General features: G+C 72.9%; 13 protein-coding genes. 7 read left to right on the plus strand and 6 right to left on the minus strand.

Annotated features, from left to right (window positions below):
- Window positions 1-81: 81 nt before the first annotated feature.
- A complete protein-coding gene (locus tag B0I33_RS19985) occupies window positions 82-951 on the minus strand; it encodes an ATP-grasp domain-containing protein (protein ID WP_106180352.1) in 870 nt (289 codons plus the stop codon).
- Entirely contained in the window at window positions 948-1280 is a 333-nt protein-coding gene (locus B0I33_RS19990) for a hypothetical protein (RefSeq protein ID WP_106180353.1), read from the minus strand. Before B0I33_RS19990 ends, B0I33_RS19985 begins: the two co-directional genes overlap by 4 nt.
- Before the next feature lie 95 nt (window positions 1281-1375).
- Here B0I33_RS19990 and B0I33_RS19995 point away from each other — a divergent pair, with 95 nt between their 5' ends.
- On the plus strand, window positions 1376-2347 hold the full coding sequence (locus B0I33_RS19995) for a quinone oxidoreductase family protein (protein ID WP_106180354.1): 972 nt from the start codon (window positions 1376-1378) through the stop codon (window positions 2345-2347).
- An 86-nt stretch (window positions 2348-2433) separates the two neighbouring features.
- On the opposite strand, the gene B0I33_RS20000 is transcribed toward B0I33_RS19995, so the two are convergent.
- From B0I33_RS20000 to B0I33_RS20015, 4 genes are all read right to left on the minus strand, one after another.
- Entirely contained in the window at window positions 2434-3009 is a 576-nt protein-coding gene (locus tag B0I33_RS20000; RefSeq protein WP_106180543.1) for an FKBP-type peptidyl-prolyl cis-trans isomerase, read from the minus strand.
- Between the two features lie 10 nt (window positions 3010-3019).
- Window positions 3020-5455: a HelD family protein gene (locus B0I33_RS20005; RefSeq protein ID WP_106180355.1), complete on the minus strand. Its 2436-nt coding sequence runs from the start codon at window positions 5453-5455 to the stop codon at window positions 3020-3022.
- A gap of 84 nt (window positions 5456-5539) precedes the next feature.
- Window positions 5540-7090 carry an arylsulfotransferase family protein gene (locus tag B0I33_RS20010; RefSeq protein WP_106180356.1) on the minus strand — a complete coding sequence of 517 codons (1551 nt, stop codon included), beginning with the start codon at window positions 7088-7090 and terminating at the stop codon, window positions 5540-5542.
- Between the two features lie 37 nt (window positions 7091-7127).
- Window positions 7128-8108 (minus strand): heme o synthase, encoded by a 981-nt coding sequence (locus B0I33_RS20015; protein WP_106180357.1) that lies wholly within the window; start codon window positions 8106-8108, stop codon window positions 7128-7130.
- 315 nt (window positions 8109-8423) lie between these two features.
- Here B0I33_RS20015 and tkt point away from each other — a divergent pair, with 315 nt between their 5' ends.
- From tkt to pgl, 6 genes are read left to right on the plus strand one after another with little or no spacing between them, the layout of a single operon-like run.
- Window positions 8424-10523, plus strand: coding sequence for a transketolase (gene tkt / locus B0I33_RS20020; RefSeq protein ID WP_106180358.1), 2100 nt, complete (start codon window positions 8424-8426; stop codon window positions 10521-10523).
- Window positions 10524-10553: 30 nt separating this feature from the next.
- The gene (tal, locus tag B0I33_RS20025) at window positions 10554-11669 is read left to right on the plus strand and encodes a transaldolase (protein ID WP_106180359.1); all 1116 of its coding nucleotides are present in this window, start codon (window positions 10554-10556) and stop codon (window positions 11667-11669) included.
- Between the two features lie 5 nt (window positions 11670-11674).
- A complete protein-coding gene (locus B0I33_RS20030) occupies window positions 11675-13300 on the plus strand; it encodes a glucose-6-phosphate isomerase (RefSeq protein ID WP_106180360.1) in 1626 nt (541 codons plus the stop codon).
- Entirely contained in the window at window positions 13297-14829 is a 1533-nt protein-coding gene (zwf, locus tag B0I33_RS20035) for a glucose-6-phosphate dehydrogenase (RefSeq protein ID WP_106180361.1), read from the plus strand. Before B0I33_RS20030 ends, zwf begins: the two co-directional genes overlap by 4 nt.
- Complete coding sequence (gene opcA / locus B0I33_RS20040; RefSeq protein ID WP_106180362.1) at window positions 14826-15809, plus strand: glucose-6-phosphate dehydrogenase assembly protein OpcA; 984 nt, start codon at window positions 14826-14828, stop codon at window positions 15807-15809. Before zwf ends, opcA begins: the two co-directional genes overlap by 4 nt.
- Window positions 15806-16585 (plus strand): 6-phosphogluconolactonase, encoded by a 780-nt coding sequence (pgl, locus tag B0I33_RS20045; protein ID WP_106180363.1) that lies wholly within the window; start codon window positions 15806-15808, stop codon window positions 16583-16585. Before opcA ends, pgl begins: the two co-directional genes overlap by 4 nt.
- Window positions 16586-16727: the final 142 nt, after the last annotated feature.

The raw sequence follows: 16727 nt of genomic DNA on the forward strand, positions 1-16727 counted from the left end.
CCCCGCGTGTCATGAGTGGCTCGTTACTGACGAAGAATGGCAGTGACGAGCCACTCATGACAGTGGTCTGCCGGGGTATCGCTAGCGCAGCTGCTGGCGGACGGCGGACGCGAACCGGAGCGGGGCCGCGGCGTCGGCGTGGGCGAACCCCAGCGACGGTTCGGCGAGCTCCAGTTCGAGCAGCACCGGCCTGCCGTCGTCGCCGCGGACCACGTCGACCCGCGCGTACAGCAGATCGGCGCGCCTGCCGCCGAGCCGCTCGACGGCCGCGTCCAGCACGTCCTCGGCCAGCGCGCGGAACCCCGGCTCGGGCTCGACCGGGCCGAGCTTCTCCGAGACGAACAGGCCGGAGCCGTCCACCCCGGCGCCGGTGAGCATCGCGGCCTTCGTGAACGCGTGCGAGTACACCCCGCCGAAGAACACCAGCGCGGTCTCCCCCTCGGCGTCCACGCTGGACTGGTACGGCTGCAGCAGGACGGCGTGGCCGCGCTGGTGCAGCGACCGCAGGTGCGCGGCGGCGTCACCGGAGCCGCCGGCGAACCGGGCCGCGCCGCGCGAGCCCGCGCCGACGGTCGGCTTCAGCACGAACGGCACGTCCGGCCAGTCCGGTTCGGTGCCCGGAGGCACGAGCCGGGTCGGCACGATCGGCACCCCGGCCGACTCCAGGTCGAGCAGGTAGGTCTTGTCGGTGTTCCAGTGCACCACGTCGACCGAGTTGCGCAGCGTGGGCACCGAGGCGCACCAGTCGAGGAAGTCCGCGCGGCGGGCCGTGTAGTCCCAGGTGGCGCGCAGGATCACCAGGTCGGCGGTCGCGAAGTCGGCGGCATCGTCGTCCCACACCGCCCAGCCCGCGGTGACCCCGATCTCGGCGAGCGCGGGCAGCACCGCGCGCTCGTCCCCGTCCCCCTCGGGTAGCTTCGCGCAGCCGACGAGAACCGCGCGGGCGGTCACCGCCGCTTGGCCAGGTGCCCGGCCATCCGGCGGCGGTGCCCCGGCCCGATGACGGTGGCGTTCACCGTCTCCGCGTCCCAGGTCGCGGGTTCGAGGTCGGCGACCGCCTCGATCAGCGCCGCACCGGTCGCCGTGCTGGGCACCACGACGTCGCCGAGGGCGCCGTCGGCTCCGATCAGCACCACCCGCGCCCCGGCGTTGCCGAGGTACTCGACGACGGCCTTCGCCGGCTTGCCGTGCGCGGCGACGAAGCCACGCGCCGCGGACAGGTGCCGGGCCGTCGGGGCGGGGGTCTGCTCGGTCTGCTCGGACTTCTCGGACTCAGCCACGCGATCAGTGTAGGGATCTCCCCCAGCCGGGGAGGAACATCGTGGTCATGGCCATAGTTGCACCCGCTGACGACCCCACGCGACAAGGAGGACGCATGCCCACGGCGATTCGGATCCAGCGGACCGGTGGCCCCGAGGTGCTCGAGCCGGCCGAGGTCGACCCCGGGGAGCCCGGCCCGGGACAGGTACTCGTCGACGTCGCGGCCGCGGGGGTGAACTACATCGACACCTACCAGCGCAGCGGCATCTACCCGGTGGACCTGCCGTACGTGCCGGGGCTCGAGGGCGCGGGCACGGTGGCCGCGGTCGGGGCCGGGGTGACGGACGTGTCCGTGGGCGACCGGGTGGCCTGGCAGGGCTCCCCCGGCGGGTACGCGGCGCGGACGCTCGTGCCCGCCGACATCGTCGTGCGTGTGCCGCACGGCGTGTCCGACGAGGTCGCCGCCGCGACCCTGCTGCAGGGCGTGACCGCGCACTACCTGGTGAACTCCACCTACCCGGTGCGGGCGGGCGAGACGATCCTGGTGCACGCGGCGGCGGGCGGTGTGGGTCTGCTGCTGACGCAGCTCGCCAAGGCGAAGGGTGCCCGCGTGATCGGCACCGTGTCGACCGAGGAGAAGGAGCGGCTCGCCCGCGAGGCGGGCGCCGACGAGGTGATCCGCTACACCGAGCGGGACTTCACCGAGGCGGTGCGGGAGCTGACCGGCGGCGAGGGCGTCGCGGTGGTCTACGACGGCGTCGGCAAGTCCACTGTGGAAGGAAGTCTGGACAGCCTGCGGGTGCGCGGGATGCTCGCGCTGTTCGGCGCGTCGAGCGGGCCGGTGCCGCCGATCGACCCGCAGCGGCTGAACGCGGGCGGCTCGCTGTTCCTGACCCGCCCGAAGACCGGCGACTACCTGCGGGACCGGGCCGAGCTGGAGTGGCGGACCGGCGAGCTGCTCGCCGCGGTGGCCGACGGTTCACTGCGGATCCGCGTCGGCGGCCGCTACCCGCTCACCGAGGCCCGGCAGGCGCACGAGGACCTGGAGGGCAGGCGCACCACGGGTAAGGTCCTGCTGCTCCCCTGACCCCGAACGCGCCGGTCACCGGTCGTGAGTGAAGAACGTGGTTAGAACAACCGAACACACTCACGACCGGTGACCAGGCGAAACGGCTACTCGGTCGGGTTGATCCGGACGGCGTCGATGACGAAGACGAGGGTCTCGTCCTGCAGCGGGTGCCCGCTCTGCTCCCCGTAACCGAGGTCGGGCGGGACCACGGCGAGCCTGCGGCCCTGCTGCCGCATCCCGACGAGGGCCTCGTTGAAGCCCTCGATGACGTCGCCCTGGCCGAGCGTCACGCTGAGCGTGCGCTGCTCCCCGAAGGAGCTGTCCTTCAGCTGGCCGTCCGACCAGGTGAACAGCGCGTAGTTCACCTCGATGGTGCCGGACAGATCCACGCCCTCGCCGAGCCCGTCCTCGAGGTCGCGGCGCAGCAGCTCGGTGGGCGCCGCGCAGTCCTCCGGGATCCGCACCTGCGGCTCCTGGCCGTACTCCCCGGTGACCGTGATGTCGTCGGCGGCGCACACCTGGTCCTGCGGCGGCGGCGTGGACTGCGGCGGGGGCAACCGCAGCGACGGAGAGGGGTCGGTGCCGGGCGGCAGGTCCGACGGCTGCTCGCGGGACGGCGTACACGCCGCGAGGACCAGCGTGGCCGCCGCCACAACGATGATCGTGCCAGCTTTGCGCATGTCGGACACCCTAGCCGGGCGCCGGGCGGCGCTCGTGCGCACCCGCGAGAGCGGGCAGCTCCGCTCCCGTGTGGACGATACCGAGCCGCTTCGTCGCCCGGGTCAGCGCGACGTAGAGGTCGTTGCGGCCCCGCGCCGAGCAGGCCACGATCTCGTCGGGCGCGACGACGAGCACGGAGTCGAACTCCAGTCCCTTCGCCCGGTCCACCCCGAGCACCGACACCCTGGGGTTGTCGTCCTCGGTCGTGGCCTGGTGCCCGGCCAGCGCGTCCGCGAGCGTGTCCCGCAGCCGCTCGGCGCACACGACCGCCACCGTGCCGCCGTCGACCGCGCGCAGTTCCTCGTCCACGAGCCCGGGCAGGCGTCCGGGGAGCTCGCCGGCGCCGAGCCGCAGCGACCACGGCGGCACGCCGGTCTCCCGCACCGAGGTGGGAGCGCGCAGTGCGGGATCGATCTCGGCGAGCACCCGGGCGGCGACGTCCATGATCTCGGCCGGCGTGCGGTAGTTGACGGTCAGCTCGCGCAGCCGCCAGCGGTCCTCGACGTAGCGGCCGAGCACGTCGCCCCAGGCGGAGGTGCCCGCCGCGGAGCCCGTCTGGGCGACGTCGCCGACGACGGTCATCGAACGGCTGGGGCACCGGCGCATCAGCAGGCGCCAGTCCATCTCCGACAGCTCCTGCGCCTCGTCGACGATGACGTGCCCGAATGTCCACGTGCGGTCCCGCGCGGCCCGCTGGGCCGCGGTGAGGGCGCTGCTGCGCTCCTGCCGCTCGGCGAGCAGCTCCGCGTCGAGAACGTCGCGGACCCGCAGCACCTCCTCGTCGATGATCTCCTCGTCCTGTTCGAGCACGTGCAGCACGCCCTCGGCGTAGGCGCGCTCCTCCCGTTCCCGGCGGGCGCGCTCGGCGCGCGCTTCGGTGTCGTCCTCCCCGAGCAGCTCGGCGAGCTCGTCGAGCAGCGGCACGTCGGCGGGCGTCCACCAGGAACCGGGCGCGCGCAGCAGGGCCGCGCGCTCGTCGGCCGACAGCAGCCCGGCGGCCGCGCTGTCCAGCCGCTCCGGCGAGGTGAGCAGGTCGGCGAGCAGCTCCTGCGGGCTCAGCTTCGGCCACAGCGCGTTGAGCGCCGACCACACGGCCTTGTCCTCGGCCAGCTCCTGCCGGATCGTGGCGCGGTCGCGGGCGTCGAGCACGTCGTCGGCCGCGACCTCGCCGTCGGCGAGCGGGATGTCCGGGACGCCCTCGGCCGCGCTCGCCTCGAGGTTCGCGGCGGCCTGCGCGGCGAGCTCGTCCAGCATGCGGTCGACGAACACGCGGCGCGCGACGTTGTGCGGCCGCAGGGTGCGCCGCGCCCGTTCCCGGGCCCGCTCGCACGTCGCGCGGTCCAACGTCAGGGTCCCCTCCTCGGCGGGCACCTCCAGCACGTCGTCCGGCACGCGCTGGCAGTCCCGCACCGCCTGGGCGAGCACGTCGGCCAGCACGAGCCTGCCCTTGATCCCGGCCGCCTCCGGGGTGTCGGTCCCGGTCGCGGCGAGGCCGGGGAACAGCTCGCCGACGGTCGCCAGCAGCACGCCCGTCTCCCCCAGGGACGGCAGCACCTGCCCGATGTAACGGAGGAACGTGCTGTTCGGCCCGACCACCAGGACGCCGCGGGAGGTCAGCTGGCGCCGGTAGGTGTAGAGCAGGTACGCGGCCCGGTGCAGGGCCACGGCGGTCTTGCCGGTGCCGGGACCGCCCTGCACGACGAGGACGCCGCCCGGGTCGGCCCGGATGATCCGGTCCTGTTCGGCCTGGATCGTGGCGACGATGTCGGACATCTCGCCGGTGCGCCTGCGTTCGAGCGCCGCCAGCAGGGCCGCCTCGCCGGCGAGGCCGAGATCGTCGTTGCCCTCGGCCTGGGACAGGTCGAGGATCTCGTCGTCGATGCCGACCACGCGCCTGCTCAGCGTGCGGATGTGCCTGCGCCTGCGGACGCCCTCCGGGGACGCGGCGGTGGCGAGGTAGAACGGCCGCGCGGCCGGCGCCCGCCAGTCGATGAGCAGCGGGGCGTAGTCGTCGCTGTCGTCGAACAGCCCGACCCGGCCGATGTGCAGGGGCGAGTCACCGTCGTACCCGGGCTGGAAGTCGAGCCTGCCGAAGCACAGGCCCTGCTCGACGGAGTTCAGCTGGGCCAGCCGGTCGCTGTGCAGAGCCGTCGCGGCCTCCCGCTCGGCGGCCGCCTGCGGGGTGCCGCCGCTCTGCCGCAGCGTCTCGGTGAGCCTGCGGGAGGCCAGCTCCCGTTCCTCGTCGAGCTTGGCGTAGAGCAGGGAGAGGTACTCCTGCTCCGCGGCGATCTCCGACGATTTCCCGGGTTTCCCGGGTTTCCCGGCGTGCTCGGTCCTCGCGGCGTTCCCGGCGCTCCCGGTGATCGTGGTGGTGTCGGTTTCCCGGTCGTACGGGGACACGGACAACGGCAGCCCACTTTCGCGTCGACAAGGGTTGATTGGCGCAGGGATAACGAGTCTCCCCCGCCGAGAATTCCCGGGCGGGGCAGGTCAGCGCTCGCGGGCCACCGGTTCCGAGCGGCCGAGCTCCCTGCCGTCCCCGTCGAGCGCGGCGACGGCGAAGTGCGGGCCCTCCGCCCGGACCACGACGGCCGTCTCGAACCCGCCGCGCGGCACGGTGACGACGGGCTCCAGCGCGGCGGGCCGCGGACCGGCGAGCACCCGCCACCCCCGGACCTCCGTCGCGCCGTTCCAGCTGGCGTAGACGGTCAGCCCGCCCGCGTTGTTGGGGCCGAGCGCGACGGAAGGGGGGTCGGCGGGCCTGCCGGTCCAGTCGGCGGTGTACGCGCGGTAGGTCTGGTCGGGCGCGGGCAGCCGCGCGTCGAGCAGCAGCTCGCCGTCCGGCGCGAACTCCGACACGAACGGCTGCGCGCCCCAGCCGACGAGCGCGCGGCCGTCCGGGAGCAGCTGCATGTTGCCCTGGTTGTCGGCCAGCAGGTCGGCCGGGTGCCGGAACCGCCGCTCCACCGTGGCCCGCCGGGTGGCCGGGTCCAGCCGCAGCACCATGCCCCGCGACCGCTCGCCGTGCTGCGGGGATGCGGAGTTGTCGAACAGGGAGAGGGTGCCGTCCGGCTGTGGTCGCGCGTCGTGCTGCCAGGCGAACACGTCCTCGTCGCGGAGCACGAAGTCCGACCGCGTGCCGCCGAGCCGCCAGCGGACCTCGCCGCTGTCCCGGGCGATGGCGTAGACGGCCCAGGTGTTGCGGGCCGAGACGACGAGGTCGCCGTTCGCATCCTCCGCCACCGAGTTGATGTGGAAGTAGTCGAACGGCTGGTCGCGGCCACCGGTGCCGCCCAGTTCCTTCCGCGTCTCGTCGATGCCCACGTGGTCGAGGGCGCTCCACTCGAACAGCACCTCGCCGGTGGCGATGTCCACCTCCTGCACCACGCCGTCGAACACCCAGCCCTGGCGGGGCCCGCCGACGGGGGTCAGGTCGGCCGCCGCGGGCGGGTAGGCCACGAGCAGTGCGGTGTCCCGGTCGGTGATGAGGAACTCGTGCAGGTCGGCCTGGCGGCCGTTGCCGGTGTGCACCTCGGCGATCTTGCGGTAGGTGCGGTCGTAGACCACGCCGAAGCCGTGGCCGTAGCCCTCGTGCACGGTGCCCGTCCACCACGTCAGCACCGGCTCTCCCCGGTAGGTCTGCACCCGGAAGTCCATCGGCACCCGGTCCGGACCGGTGGACGGCAGGAACCAGACGGGCTCGCCGCGCCGGTCGGTGATCAGGCACCCCTGCTGGCCGGGTCCCTCCTCGCGATAACCCTTCGGGGCGAACAGCAGGTACCTCGGCCCGGCCGGGGCGGCGGCGGTACGGCTACGGGTGATCCGCACCCGCGGTGGCCGCAGGTCGGGGCGCGAGACGAACCGCTCGACGTCGGAGCTCGCGGCAGTGCCCCCGGGCGCGGGTGCCGGTGGTGCCGACTCGGCGACGGAACGCGGCCAGCGGTAGCCGACGTAGCCGGAGATCGCCGGAATCGTGACCGCGGCACCCACCAGCCCTGCCCCGCGCAGGAACCGTCGACGGCTCGTCTCCTCGCCACCCACCCGGGTGACGATAGCAGCCCGGGGGCCGGGGCCGGGTCTAGAACGGCAGGCCGAGCACCGGCAGGCCGATCGCGGAGTCGACGGCGAGGGCACAGAACACGATCATCAGGTACGTGTTGGAGCGGTGGAACAGCGCCATCGGCTTGGTCGCGACGCCGCGCCGCACGGTGGCGTGCAGCCGGTGGGCGTAGAAGAGGAACCACGCGCCGGCGAGGGCCGCGAACGTGGCGTACAGCCAGCTGGTGGCGGGCGCGAGCAGCAGCGTCCACCCCACCATCACCCACGAGTAGATGACGATCTGCCGCGCCACGTGCTGCGGCGTGGCGACGACCGGCAGCATGGGGACGCCCGCGCGCTCGTAGTCCTCGCGGTACTTCATCGCCAGCGCCCAGGTGTGCGGCGGGGTCCAGAAGAAGATGACGCCGAACATCACGAAGGCGGGCCACTCCACGGTGCCCTGGACCGCGGCCCAGCCGATCACCACGGGCATGCAGCCCGCCGCGCCGCCCCAGACGACGTTCTGCGGCGTGCGGCGCTTGAGCCCGAGGGTGTAGACGAAGATGTAGAACAGGATCGTCGCGACGGCGAGCACCGCGGCCAGCAGGTTCACCGCGAGCAGGAGCACGGCGAACGACGCGGCGCCCAGCACCAGGCCGAAGACGAGCGCACCGCGCCTCGGCACCGAGTCGCGGACCAGCGGCCGCCGCCTGGTGCGGTTCATGACCTTGTCGATGTCCGCGTCGATGACGCAGTTGAGCGCGTTCGCGCTGCCCGCGGCCATGGTGCCGCCCACCAGTGTCGCGAACACCAGCCAGGGCGACGGGATCTCCCTGCCGGCGAGGAACATCGCCGGGATGGTCGTGACCAGGAGCAGTTCGATGACGCGGGGCTTGGCCAGCGCCGCGTAGGCGGCCACCGTCCGCCGGACACCCCGCCGGCCACCGGGCTGCGGCTCGCCGGTGCGATGCACGGCGCTGGTGTGGTCACTGCGCCCGTGCGCAGCGTGCACCAACGACATTTCGCTCCCTGTGTCGGACTCGGGGTGGCCGCGGGCCGGACCACGCGAGAGCCCGGCACCTTGACAGATCGTAGTAGTCGCCGTGGCGCCCCGCGCTCCGGGGCGGTCCCGCGCCCGCGTCAGCCGTCCGTGCCGCCGGGGCGGCACCGGCTAGGCTGGCGGCGACCGGTCGCGACGTGCGGGAACACCTCGGCGCAATTCGGGGCATACCACGCTTCGGGATCGATTAAGATGACCGGTGGCGGCCGGGCCGCCGGGTAACCACGGAAACGACAGCCACTACGTGCAGATTCAGGAGCCGATTCAGTGTCGGATATGTCGGAGACCGCCTCCACCAGCGACATCAACCGTCTACTGCGCCGTAACGTCCCGGCGGACTGGACCGACCTGGACACCCGCGCGGTGGACACGGTGCGAGTCCTGGCCGCCGACGCGGTCGAGAACTGTGGCAGTGGTCACCCCGGCACGGCGATGAGCCTCGCGCCCGTCGCCTACTCGCTGTTCCAGCGGATCATGCGGCACGACCCCGCCGACCCCGAGTGGCCTGCCCGCGACCGGTTCGTGCTCTCGGCCGGGCACAGCAGCCTGACCCTCTACATCCAGCTGTTCCTGGCCGGATACGGCCTGGAGCTGGAGGACCTCAAGCAGCTGCGGAAGTGGGGCTCCCGGACCCCCGGCCACCCGGAGTACCGCCACACGCCGGGTGTGGAGACGACCACCGGCCCGCTCGGCCAGGGCCTCGCCAACGCCGTGGGCATGGCGATGGCCGCCCGCCGCGAGCGCGGGCTGCTCGACCCCGAGGCTCCCCAGGGCGAGAGCGTCTTCGACCACCATGTGTACGTGATCGCCTCCGACGGCGACATCGAGGAAGGCGTCACCGCCGAGGCGTCGTCCCTCGCGGGCAGGCAGGAACTCGGCAACCTCGTCGTCATCTACGACGACAACAAGATCTCCATCGAGGACGACACCAACATCGCCCTGTCCGAGGACACGGCGAAGCGCTACGAGGCCTACGGCTGGCACGTGCAGGTCGTGGACGGCGGCGAGGACGTCGTGGCGTTCGAGCGCGCGATCGAGGCCGCCAAGGCGGAGACCACACGCCCGTCGTTCATCCTGCTGCGCACCGTCATCGGCTATCCGGCGCCGAACAAGATGAACACCGGCAAGGCGCACGGCGCCGCGCTCGGCGCCGACGAGGTGGCCGAGGTGAAGCGGGCACTCGGCTTCGACCCGGAGCGCAGCTTCCCCGTCGACGACGAGGTGCTGCGGCACACGCGGTCGATCGCCGACCGCGCGGAGAAGCTGCGGGCCGAGTGGCAGGAGCGGTTCGAGGCCTGGGCCGCGGCCAATCCCGAGCGCAAGCGGCTCGCCGACCGGCTCCGCACCCGCTCGCTGCCCGACGGCTGGGCGGACGCCCTGCCGAGCTGGGCGCCGGACGCCAAGGGCATCGCCACCCGCAAGGCCTCCGGCGAGGTGCTCAACGCCATCGGCGACGCGCTGCCCGAGCTGTGGGGCGGCTCCGCCGACCTGGCCGAGAGCAACAACACGATCATCAAGAACTCGGACTCGTTCGGCCCGGCCGGCGCCAGCACCGGCATGTTCACGGCCCGGCCGTACGGCAGGAACCTGCACTTCGGCGTCCGCGAGCACGCGATGGGCGCGATCCTCAACGGCATCGCCCTGCACGGCGGAACGCGGCCCTACGGTGCCACGTTCCTCATCTTCAGCGACTACATGCGGCCCTCGGTGCGGCTGGCGGCGCTGATGAAGGCGCCGGTCCTCTACGTGTGGACGCACGACTCGATCGGCCTCGGCGAGGACGGCCCGACCCACCAGCCGGTGGAGCAGCTGGCCGCGCTGCGGGCGATCCCGGGCCTGAACGTGATCCGGCCCGCCGACGCCAACGAGACCGCCGCCGCGTGGAAGGCCGCGCTGGAGGACATCCACGCGCCCTCCGGCCTGGCGCTGACCCGGCAGAACGTGCCGGTGCTCGAGGGCACCAGCGCGGAGGGCGTCGCCAAGGGCGGCTACGTGCTCGCCGAGGCGTCCAACGGCTCCCCCGAGGTGGTGCTGATCGCGACCGGGTCGGAGGTCCAGCTGGCCGTGGCGGCCAGGAAGACGCTGGAGGCCGAGGGCGTTCCCACCAGTGTGGTGTCGATGCCGTGCGTCGAGTGGTTCGACCAGCAGGACGAAAGCTACCGGAACGCGGTGATCCCGCCCACCGTGCGCGCACGGGTCGCGGTCGAAGCCGGCATCGCGCAGCCCTGGCACCGCTTCGTCGGTGACGGTGGCGAGGTCGTCTCGCTCGAGCACTTCGGCGCCTCGGCGGACTACTCGACGCTGTTCCGCGAGTTCGGCTTCACCGCGGACGCCGTGGTCGACGCGGCCCGCCGCGCGCTGGCGAAGAACGCCTGACGCGACCCGACAAGCGAAGGGGATGTAGTCATGAGCAACACCGACCGGCTGGCCGAGCTGTCTCAGGCCGGCGTGTCGATCTGGCTCGACGACCTGTCGAGGGAGCGGATCACCTCCGGCAACCTCGCCGAGCTCATCCGCGACAAGCACGTCGTGGGGGTGACCACCAACCCGACGATCTTCGCGAAGGCGCTGTCCAGCGGGCACGCCTACGACGAGCAGGTCCGCGCCCTCGCCGAGCGGGGCGCCGACGTGCACGCCGCCGTCCGGGAGCTGACCACCTCGGACGTGCGGGACGCCGCCGACCTGTTCCGCGACGTCTACACCGCCACCGGCGGGGCCGACGGCCGCGTGTCCATCGAGGTGGACCCCGGCCTGGCCAGGGACACGGACCGGACCGTGGCCGAGGCGGCCGACCTGTGGAAGACCGTGGACCGGCCCAACATCTTCGTGAAGATCCCGGCCACCGAGCAGGGCCTGCCCGCGATCACCCGCACCCTCGCCGAGGGCATCAGCGTCAACGTGACGCTGATCTTCTCGGTGGAGCGGTACCGCGAGGTCATCGACGCCTTCTTCGCCGGCCTGGAGCAGGCCACGGCCAACGGGCACGACCTGCGCTCCATCCAGTCGGTGGCGTCGTTCTTCGTGTCCCGGGTGGACGCCGAGGTCGACAAGCGGCTGGAGGCGATCGGCACGGACGAGGCCAGGGCGCTGCGCGGCGAGGCCGCCATCGCCAACGCCCGCCTCGCCTACGCCGCGTACCAGGAGCTGTTCGCCGGCGAGCGGTGGACGGCGCTGAAGGAGCAGGGCGCCAACCCGCAGCGGCCGCTGTGGGCGTCCACCGGCGTGAAGGACCCGTCGTACTCGGACACCCGGTACGTCGACGGGCTCGTGGTCGCCGGCGTGGTCAACACCATGCCGGAGCAGACGCTGGAGGCCGCGGCCGACCACGCCGAGATCACCGGCGACACCGTGACCGGCACCGCCGACCGGGCACGGGAGGTGTTCGACCGGCTCGCCGCCGTCGGCATCGACGTCACCGACGTCTTCCTGACCCTGGAGAACGAGGGCGTCGAGAAGTTCGACAAGTCCTGGACCGAGCTGCTGGACACCGTGTCCGGCCAGCTCGCCGGGGCGAAGGGCTGACGCCGATGGCCGCAGAGGGGGCAGGAGTCACCGTCTCGGTGGACGACTCCGCGCTCGACGCCGCCGCGGCTCCGCTGCTGGACAAGCTCCTCGTGGACGGCGTGGCGAGCAAGCTCACCGCGCAGGACCCCACGCTGTGGGGTGCCGACGCGGAGCCGGAGGCGGCCATCCGCCTGGCGTGGACGACCCTGCACAAGACGTCCCGCCCGCTCATCGGCGAGATCGAGGCGCTGCGGGCCGAACTGCGCTCGGAGGGCATCGACCGCGTGGTCCTCGCGGGCATGGGCGGCTCGTCGCTCGCGCCCGAGGTGATCACCGGCACCGAGGGTGTCGCCCTCACCGTGCTGGACACCACCGACCCCGGTCAGGTCGCCGACGCGCTCGCCGGCGACCTGGACCGGACGGTGCTCGTGGTGTCGTCCAAGTCCGGCGGCACGGTGGAGACCGACAGTCACCGGCGCGTGTTCGCGCGGGCCTTCACCGAGGCCGGGATCGACGCGGCCCGGCGGATCGTCGTGGTCACCGACCCCGGCTCCCCGCTGGCCGAGCTGGCCGAGGCCGAGGGGTACCGGCGGGTGTTCCTCGCCGACCCGAACGTGGGCGGCCGGTACTCCGCGCTCACCGCGTTCGGTCTCGTCCCCGCGGGGCTCGCCGGCGCCGACGTGGCGCGGCTGCTCGACCAGGCGGCGGTGGTGGCCGACGTGCTGGCCGCCGACTCCGCCGACAACCCGGCGCTGCGGCTGGCGGCGGCGCTGGGTGCGGCGCACGACGCGGGCGCGGAGAAGGTCGTCCTCGCCGACACCGGCTCCGGCATCGCGGGGTTCGGCGACTGGGCCGAGCAGCTCATCGCCGAGTCCACCGGCAAGCAGGGCACCGGCCTGCTGCCGGTGGTGGTCGAGGGGCCGGACGCGCCGGGCTTCGCCGACGCGGGCACCGACGCGGTCCCGGTGGTGATCGGGCCGTCGGCGCCGGGCGCGAAGCTGTCCACCCGGGGCCCGCTGGGCGCGCAGTTCCTGCTGTGGGAGTACGCGACGGCGATCGCGGGCAGGCTGCTCGCGATCAACCCGTTCGACCAGCCCGACGTGGAGGCCGCGAAGCAGGCCGCCCGCTCCCTGCTGGACGACCCCGCCGGGCTCGGCGGCGGCGCCGAACCGGCCACGGTGGTCGGTGCGGTGCAGGTGTACGCGTCGGCGGGGACCTCGGGCAACGGTGGTCTCGCGGACATCCTGCGGGAGTTCCTGGACACCGTGCCCGCCGACGGCTACCTCGCGGTGCAGGCCTACCTCGACCGGCTCGACGACGCGTCCGCGGCGCTGCTGCGGCCCGAGCTGGCGAAGCTGACCGGCGTGCAGACGACCTTCGGCTGGGGTCCCCGCTTCCTGCACTCGACCGGGCAGTACCACAAGGGCGGGCACCAGAACGGCGTCTTCCTCCAGCTGACCGGCGGTGTCGAGGAGGACCTGGACGTGCCGGACCGGCCGTACACCCTGGGCAGCCTGCAGCTGGCGCAGGCGCTCGGCGACGGCCAGGTGCTCACCGACCGCGGCAGGCCGGTGCTGCGGCTGCACCTCACCGACCGGGCCGCCGGACTCGCGGAACTCGTCCGCGCCGTACAGGAGCTCGCTTCATGACACGACGGTGGAACAATCCGCTGCGCGACCCGAGGGACAAGCGCCTGCCGAGGATCGCCGGGCCGTCCAGCCTGGTGATCTTCGGCGTCACCGGTGACCTGTCCCGCAAGAAGCTGATGCCGGCGATCTACGACCTGGCGCACCGGGGGCTGCTGCCCGCGGGCTTCTCCCTCATCGGGTTCGCCCGCAGGGAGTGGGAGCACCAGGACTTCGGCGAGCAGGTGCACGACGCGGTCGCCGAGCACGCCCGCACGCCGTTCCGCGAGGCGGTGTGGAACCGGCTGTCGGAAGGGATCCGGTTCGTGCAGGGCTCGTTCGACGACGACGACGCGTTCGACCGGCTCGCGCAGACGGTCAAGGACCTCGACGCGGAACGCGGCACCGGCGGCAACACGGCGTTCTACCTCTCCATCCCGCCGTGGGCGTTCCCGGTGGTGACCAAGCAGCTGGCGCGCTGCGGGCTGGCGGAGTCCACCGACGACGTCTGGCGGCGGGTGGTGATCGAGAAGCCGTTCGGGCACGACCTGGCCAGCGCCAAGGAGCTCAACGCCATCGTCAACGACGTCTTCCCCGAGGAGTCGGTGTTCCGCATCGACCACTACCTCGGCAAGGAGACCGTGCAGAACATCCTGGCGCTGCGGTTCGCGAACCAGATGTTCGAGCCGATCTGGAACGCCAACTACGTCGACCACGTGCAGATCACCATGGCCGAGGACATCGGCCTCGGCGGCCGGGCCGGGTACTACGAGGGCATCGGCGCGGCCAGGGACGTGATCCAGAACCACCTGCTGCAGCTGCTGGCCTTCACGGCGATGGAGGAGCCGGTCTCGTTCGAGCCGAACGCGCTGCGGGCGGAGAAGGTGAAGGTGCTCGGCGCCACCAAGCCGGTGCGGCCGTTCGACGAGACCACCGCCCGCGGCCAGTACGCGGGCGGCTGGCAGGGCGGCAAGAAGGTGCCGGGACTGCTGCAGGAGGCCGGATTCCCGAAGGACTCGACCACCGAGACCTACGCCGCGGTGACGCTGGAGGTGCAGAACCGCCGCTGGGCCGGGGTGCCGTTCTACCTGCGCAGCGGCAAGCGGCTGGGCCGCCGTGTCACCGAGGTGGCCGTGGTGTTCAAGCGGGCGCCGCACCTGCCGTTCGACTCGACCTCCACCGAGGAGCTGGGCCAGAACGCCCTGGTCATCCGGGTGCAGCCGGACGAGGGCGTGACGATGCGGTTCGGCTCGAAGGTGCCGGGGACCACGATGGAGGTCCGCGACGTCACGATGGACTTCGGCTACGGCCACGCGTTCACCGAGTCGTCACCGGAGGCGTACGAGCGGCTGATCCTGGACGTGCTGCTCGGTGAGCCGTCGCTGTTCCCGGTGAACGAGGAGGTCGAGCTGTCCTGGCGGATCCTCGACCCCGTCCTGGAGCACTGGGCCAAGTCGGGCAGCGCTCCGGAGCAGTACCCGCCGGGATCGTGGGGACCGGGGTCGGCGGACGAGATGCTGACGCGCAGCGGACGGCACTGGAGGCGCCCGTGATCATCGACCTGCCTTCCACGACAACGTCCCAGCTGAACAAGAAGCTGGTGGAGCTGCGCGAGCGCGGCGGCGCGGTGGCGCTGGGCCGGGTGCTCACCCTGGTGATCGCCGCCGAGGACGACGAACAGCTCGAGGACGCCATCGACGCGGCCAACGAGGCCAGCCGGGAGCACCCGTCGCGGGTGATCGTGGTGGCCAAGGGGGCGCGGACGGCGGCGCCCCGCATCGACGCCCAGATCCGGGTCGGCGGCGACGCGGGCGCGAGCGAGGTGATCGTGCTGCGGCTCTACGGCCCGCTGGCCCGCGAGGCGCAGAGCGCGGTGGTGCCGCTACTGCTGCCGGACGCCCCGATCGTCACCTGGTGGCCCACGGGCGGTCCGAAGGCCCCCGCGGGCGACCCGCTCGGCCGGCTCGCCCAGCGGCGGATCACCGACTCGGCGGCCGACCGGAACCCGATCCGGGCGCTGCACACGCGCGCGAAGTCGTACGCCGACGGCGACACCGACCTGGCGTGGACGCGGCTCACCAACTGGCGGGCGCAGCTGGTGTCGGCGCTGGACCTGCCGCCGTTCGAGCGGATCACCGCGGCGACGGTGACCGGCGAGGGCGACTCGCCGTCGACCGAATTGCTCGCCGGGTGGCTTGCCGAGTACCTGAAGGTGCCGGTGCGGCGGGTGAAGACGACCGAGGCCCAGGGCATCGTGTCGGTGGCGCTGGAGCGCCGCTCCGGCCCGATCGAGCTGAGCCGCCCCGACGGCCGCACCGGGACACTGACGCAGCCCGGCCAGCCGGCGCGCCGGATCGCGCTGCAGCGCCGCGACACGCGGGACTGCCTGATCGAGGAGCTGCGCAGGCTCGACCCGGACGAGGTGTACGAGGCGGCCCTGAACGGCCTCGGCAAGCTCGGCGCGGGCAAGAAGTCCACCGCGGCGGGCAAGTCCACGACCACGAGGAAACCGGCGAAGAGCACAGCATCATGAGCGGTTCCGAAGTACTCGTCTACTCGACCGGCGACCTGCTGGCGGCGGCCTGCGCCGCCCGGCTGGTCACCCGGATCGTCGACCTGCAGGCCGCGAAGGGGTCGGCGTCGGTGGTGCTCACCGGCGGCGGCACCGGCATCGCGATCCTGGAGCAGCTGAACCGGTCCCCCGCCCGCGACGCGATCGACTGGGCGCGGCTGGACGTCTACTGGGGCGACGAGCGGTTCGTGCCCGCCGACTCCGACGAGCGCAACGAGAAGCAGGCGCGGGAGGCGCTGCTGGACCACGTACCGGTGGACCCGGCGCGGGTGCACCCGATGGCGCCCTCGGACGGGGAGTTCGGGGACGACCCCGACGCCGCGGCCGCCGCCTACGCCGGGGTGCTGGCCGCCAACGCGCGGCCGGAGGACCACGGCGACGTGCCGACGTTCGACATCCTGCTGCTCGGCATGGGGCCGGAGGGCCACACGGCGTCGATCTTCCCGGAGTCGCCCGCGGCGTACGAGCACGAGCGGTCGGTGGTGGCGGTGCGCAACTGCCCGAAGCCGCCACCGACGCGGGTGTCGCTCACGTTCCCCGCGATCCGGCAGGCCACCGAGGTGTGGCTGGCCACGACCGGTGAGGCGAAGGCGGGCGCGGTGGCGCTCGCCCTCGCCGGTGCCGGCGAGGTGCAGTTGCCCGTGGCGGGCGCGCGCGGGCAGCGGCGGACGTTGTGGCTGCTGGACAGGGCCGCTGCGGGCGAGCTCGGCAAGGTGTACCAGCCACCCCACGTGTAGCCCCGGCCGCCGGATGCCCCCCATGCCACATTCGGTGCGTTGAACGCACCCAATGTGGCATTCGGTGCGTTGAACGCACCCAGTGCCACATTGGGGAGCTCTGGTACGAACGCGCGAAAAATGAGATGGTCGTTCCGATGTG

This window comes from Prauserella shujinwangii, from assembly GCF_003001955.1.
GTDB classification, from domain to species: domain Bacteria; phylum Actinomycetota; class Actinomycetes; order Mycobacteriales; family Pseudonocardiaceae; genus Qaidamihabitans; species Qaidamihabitans shujinwangii.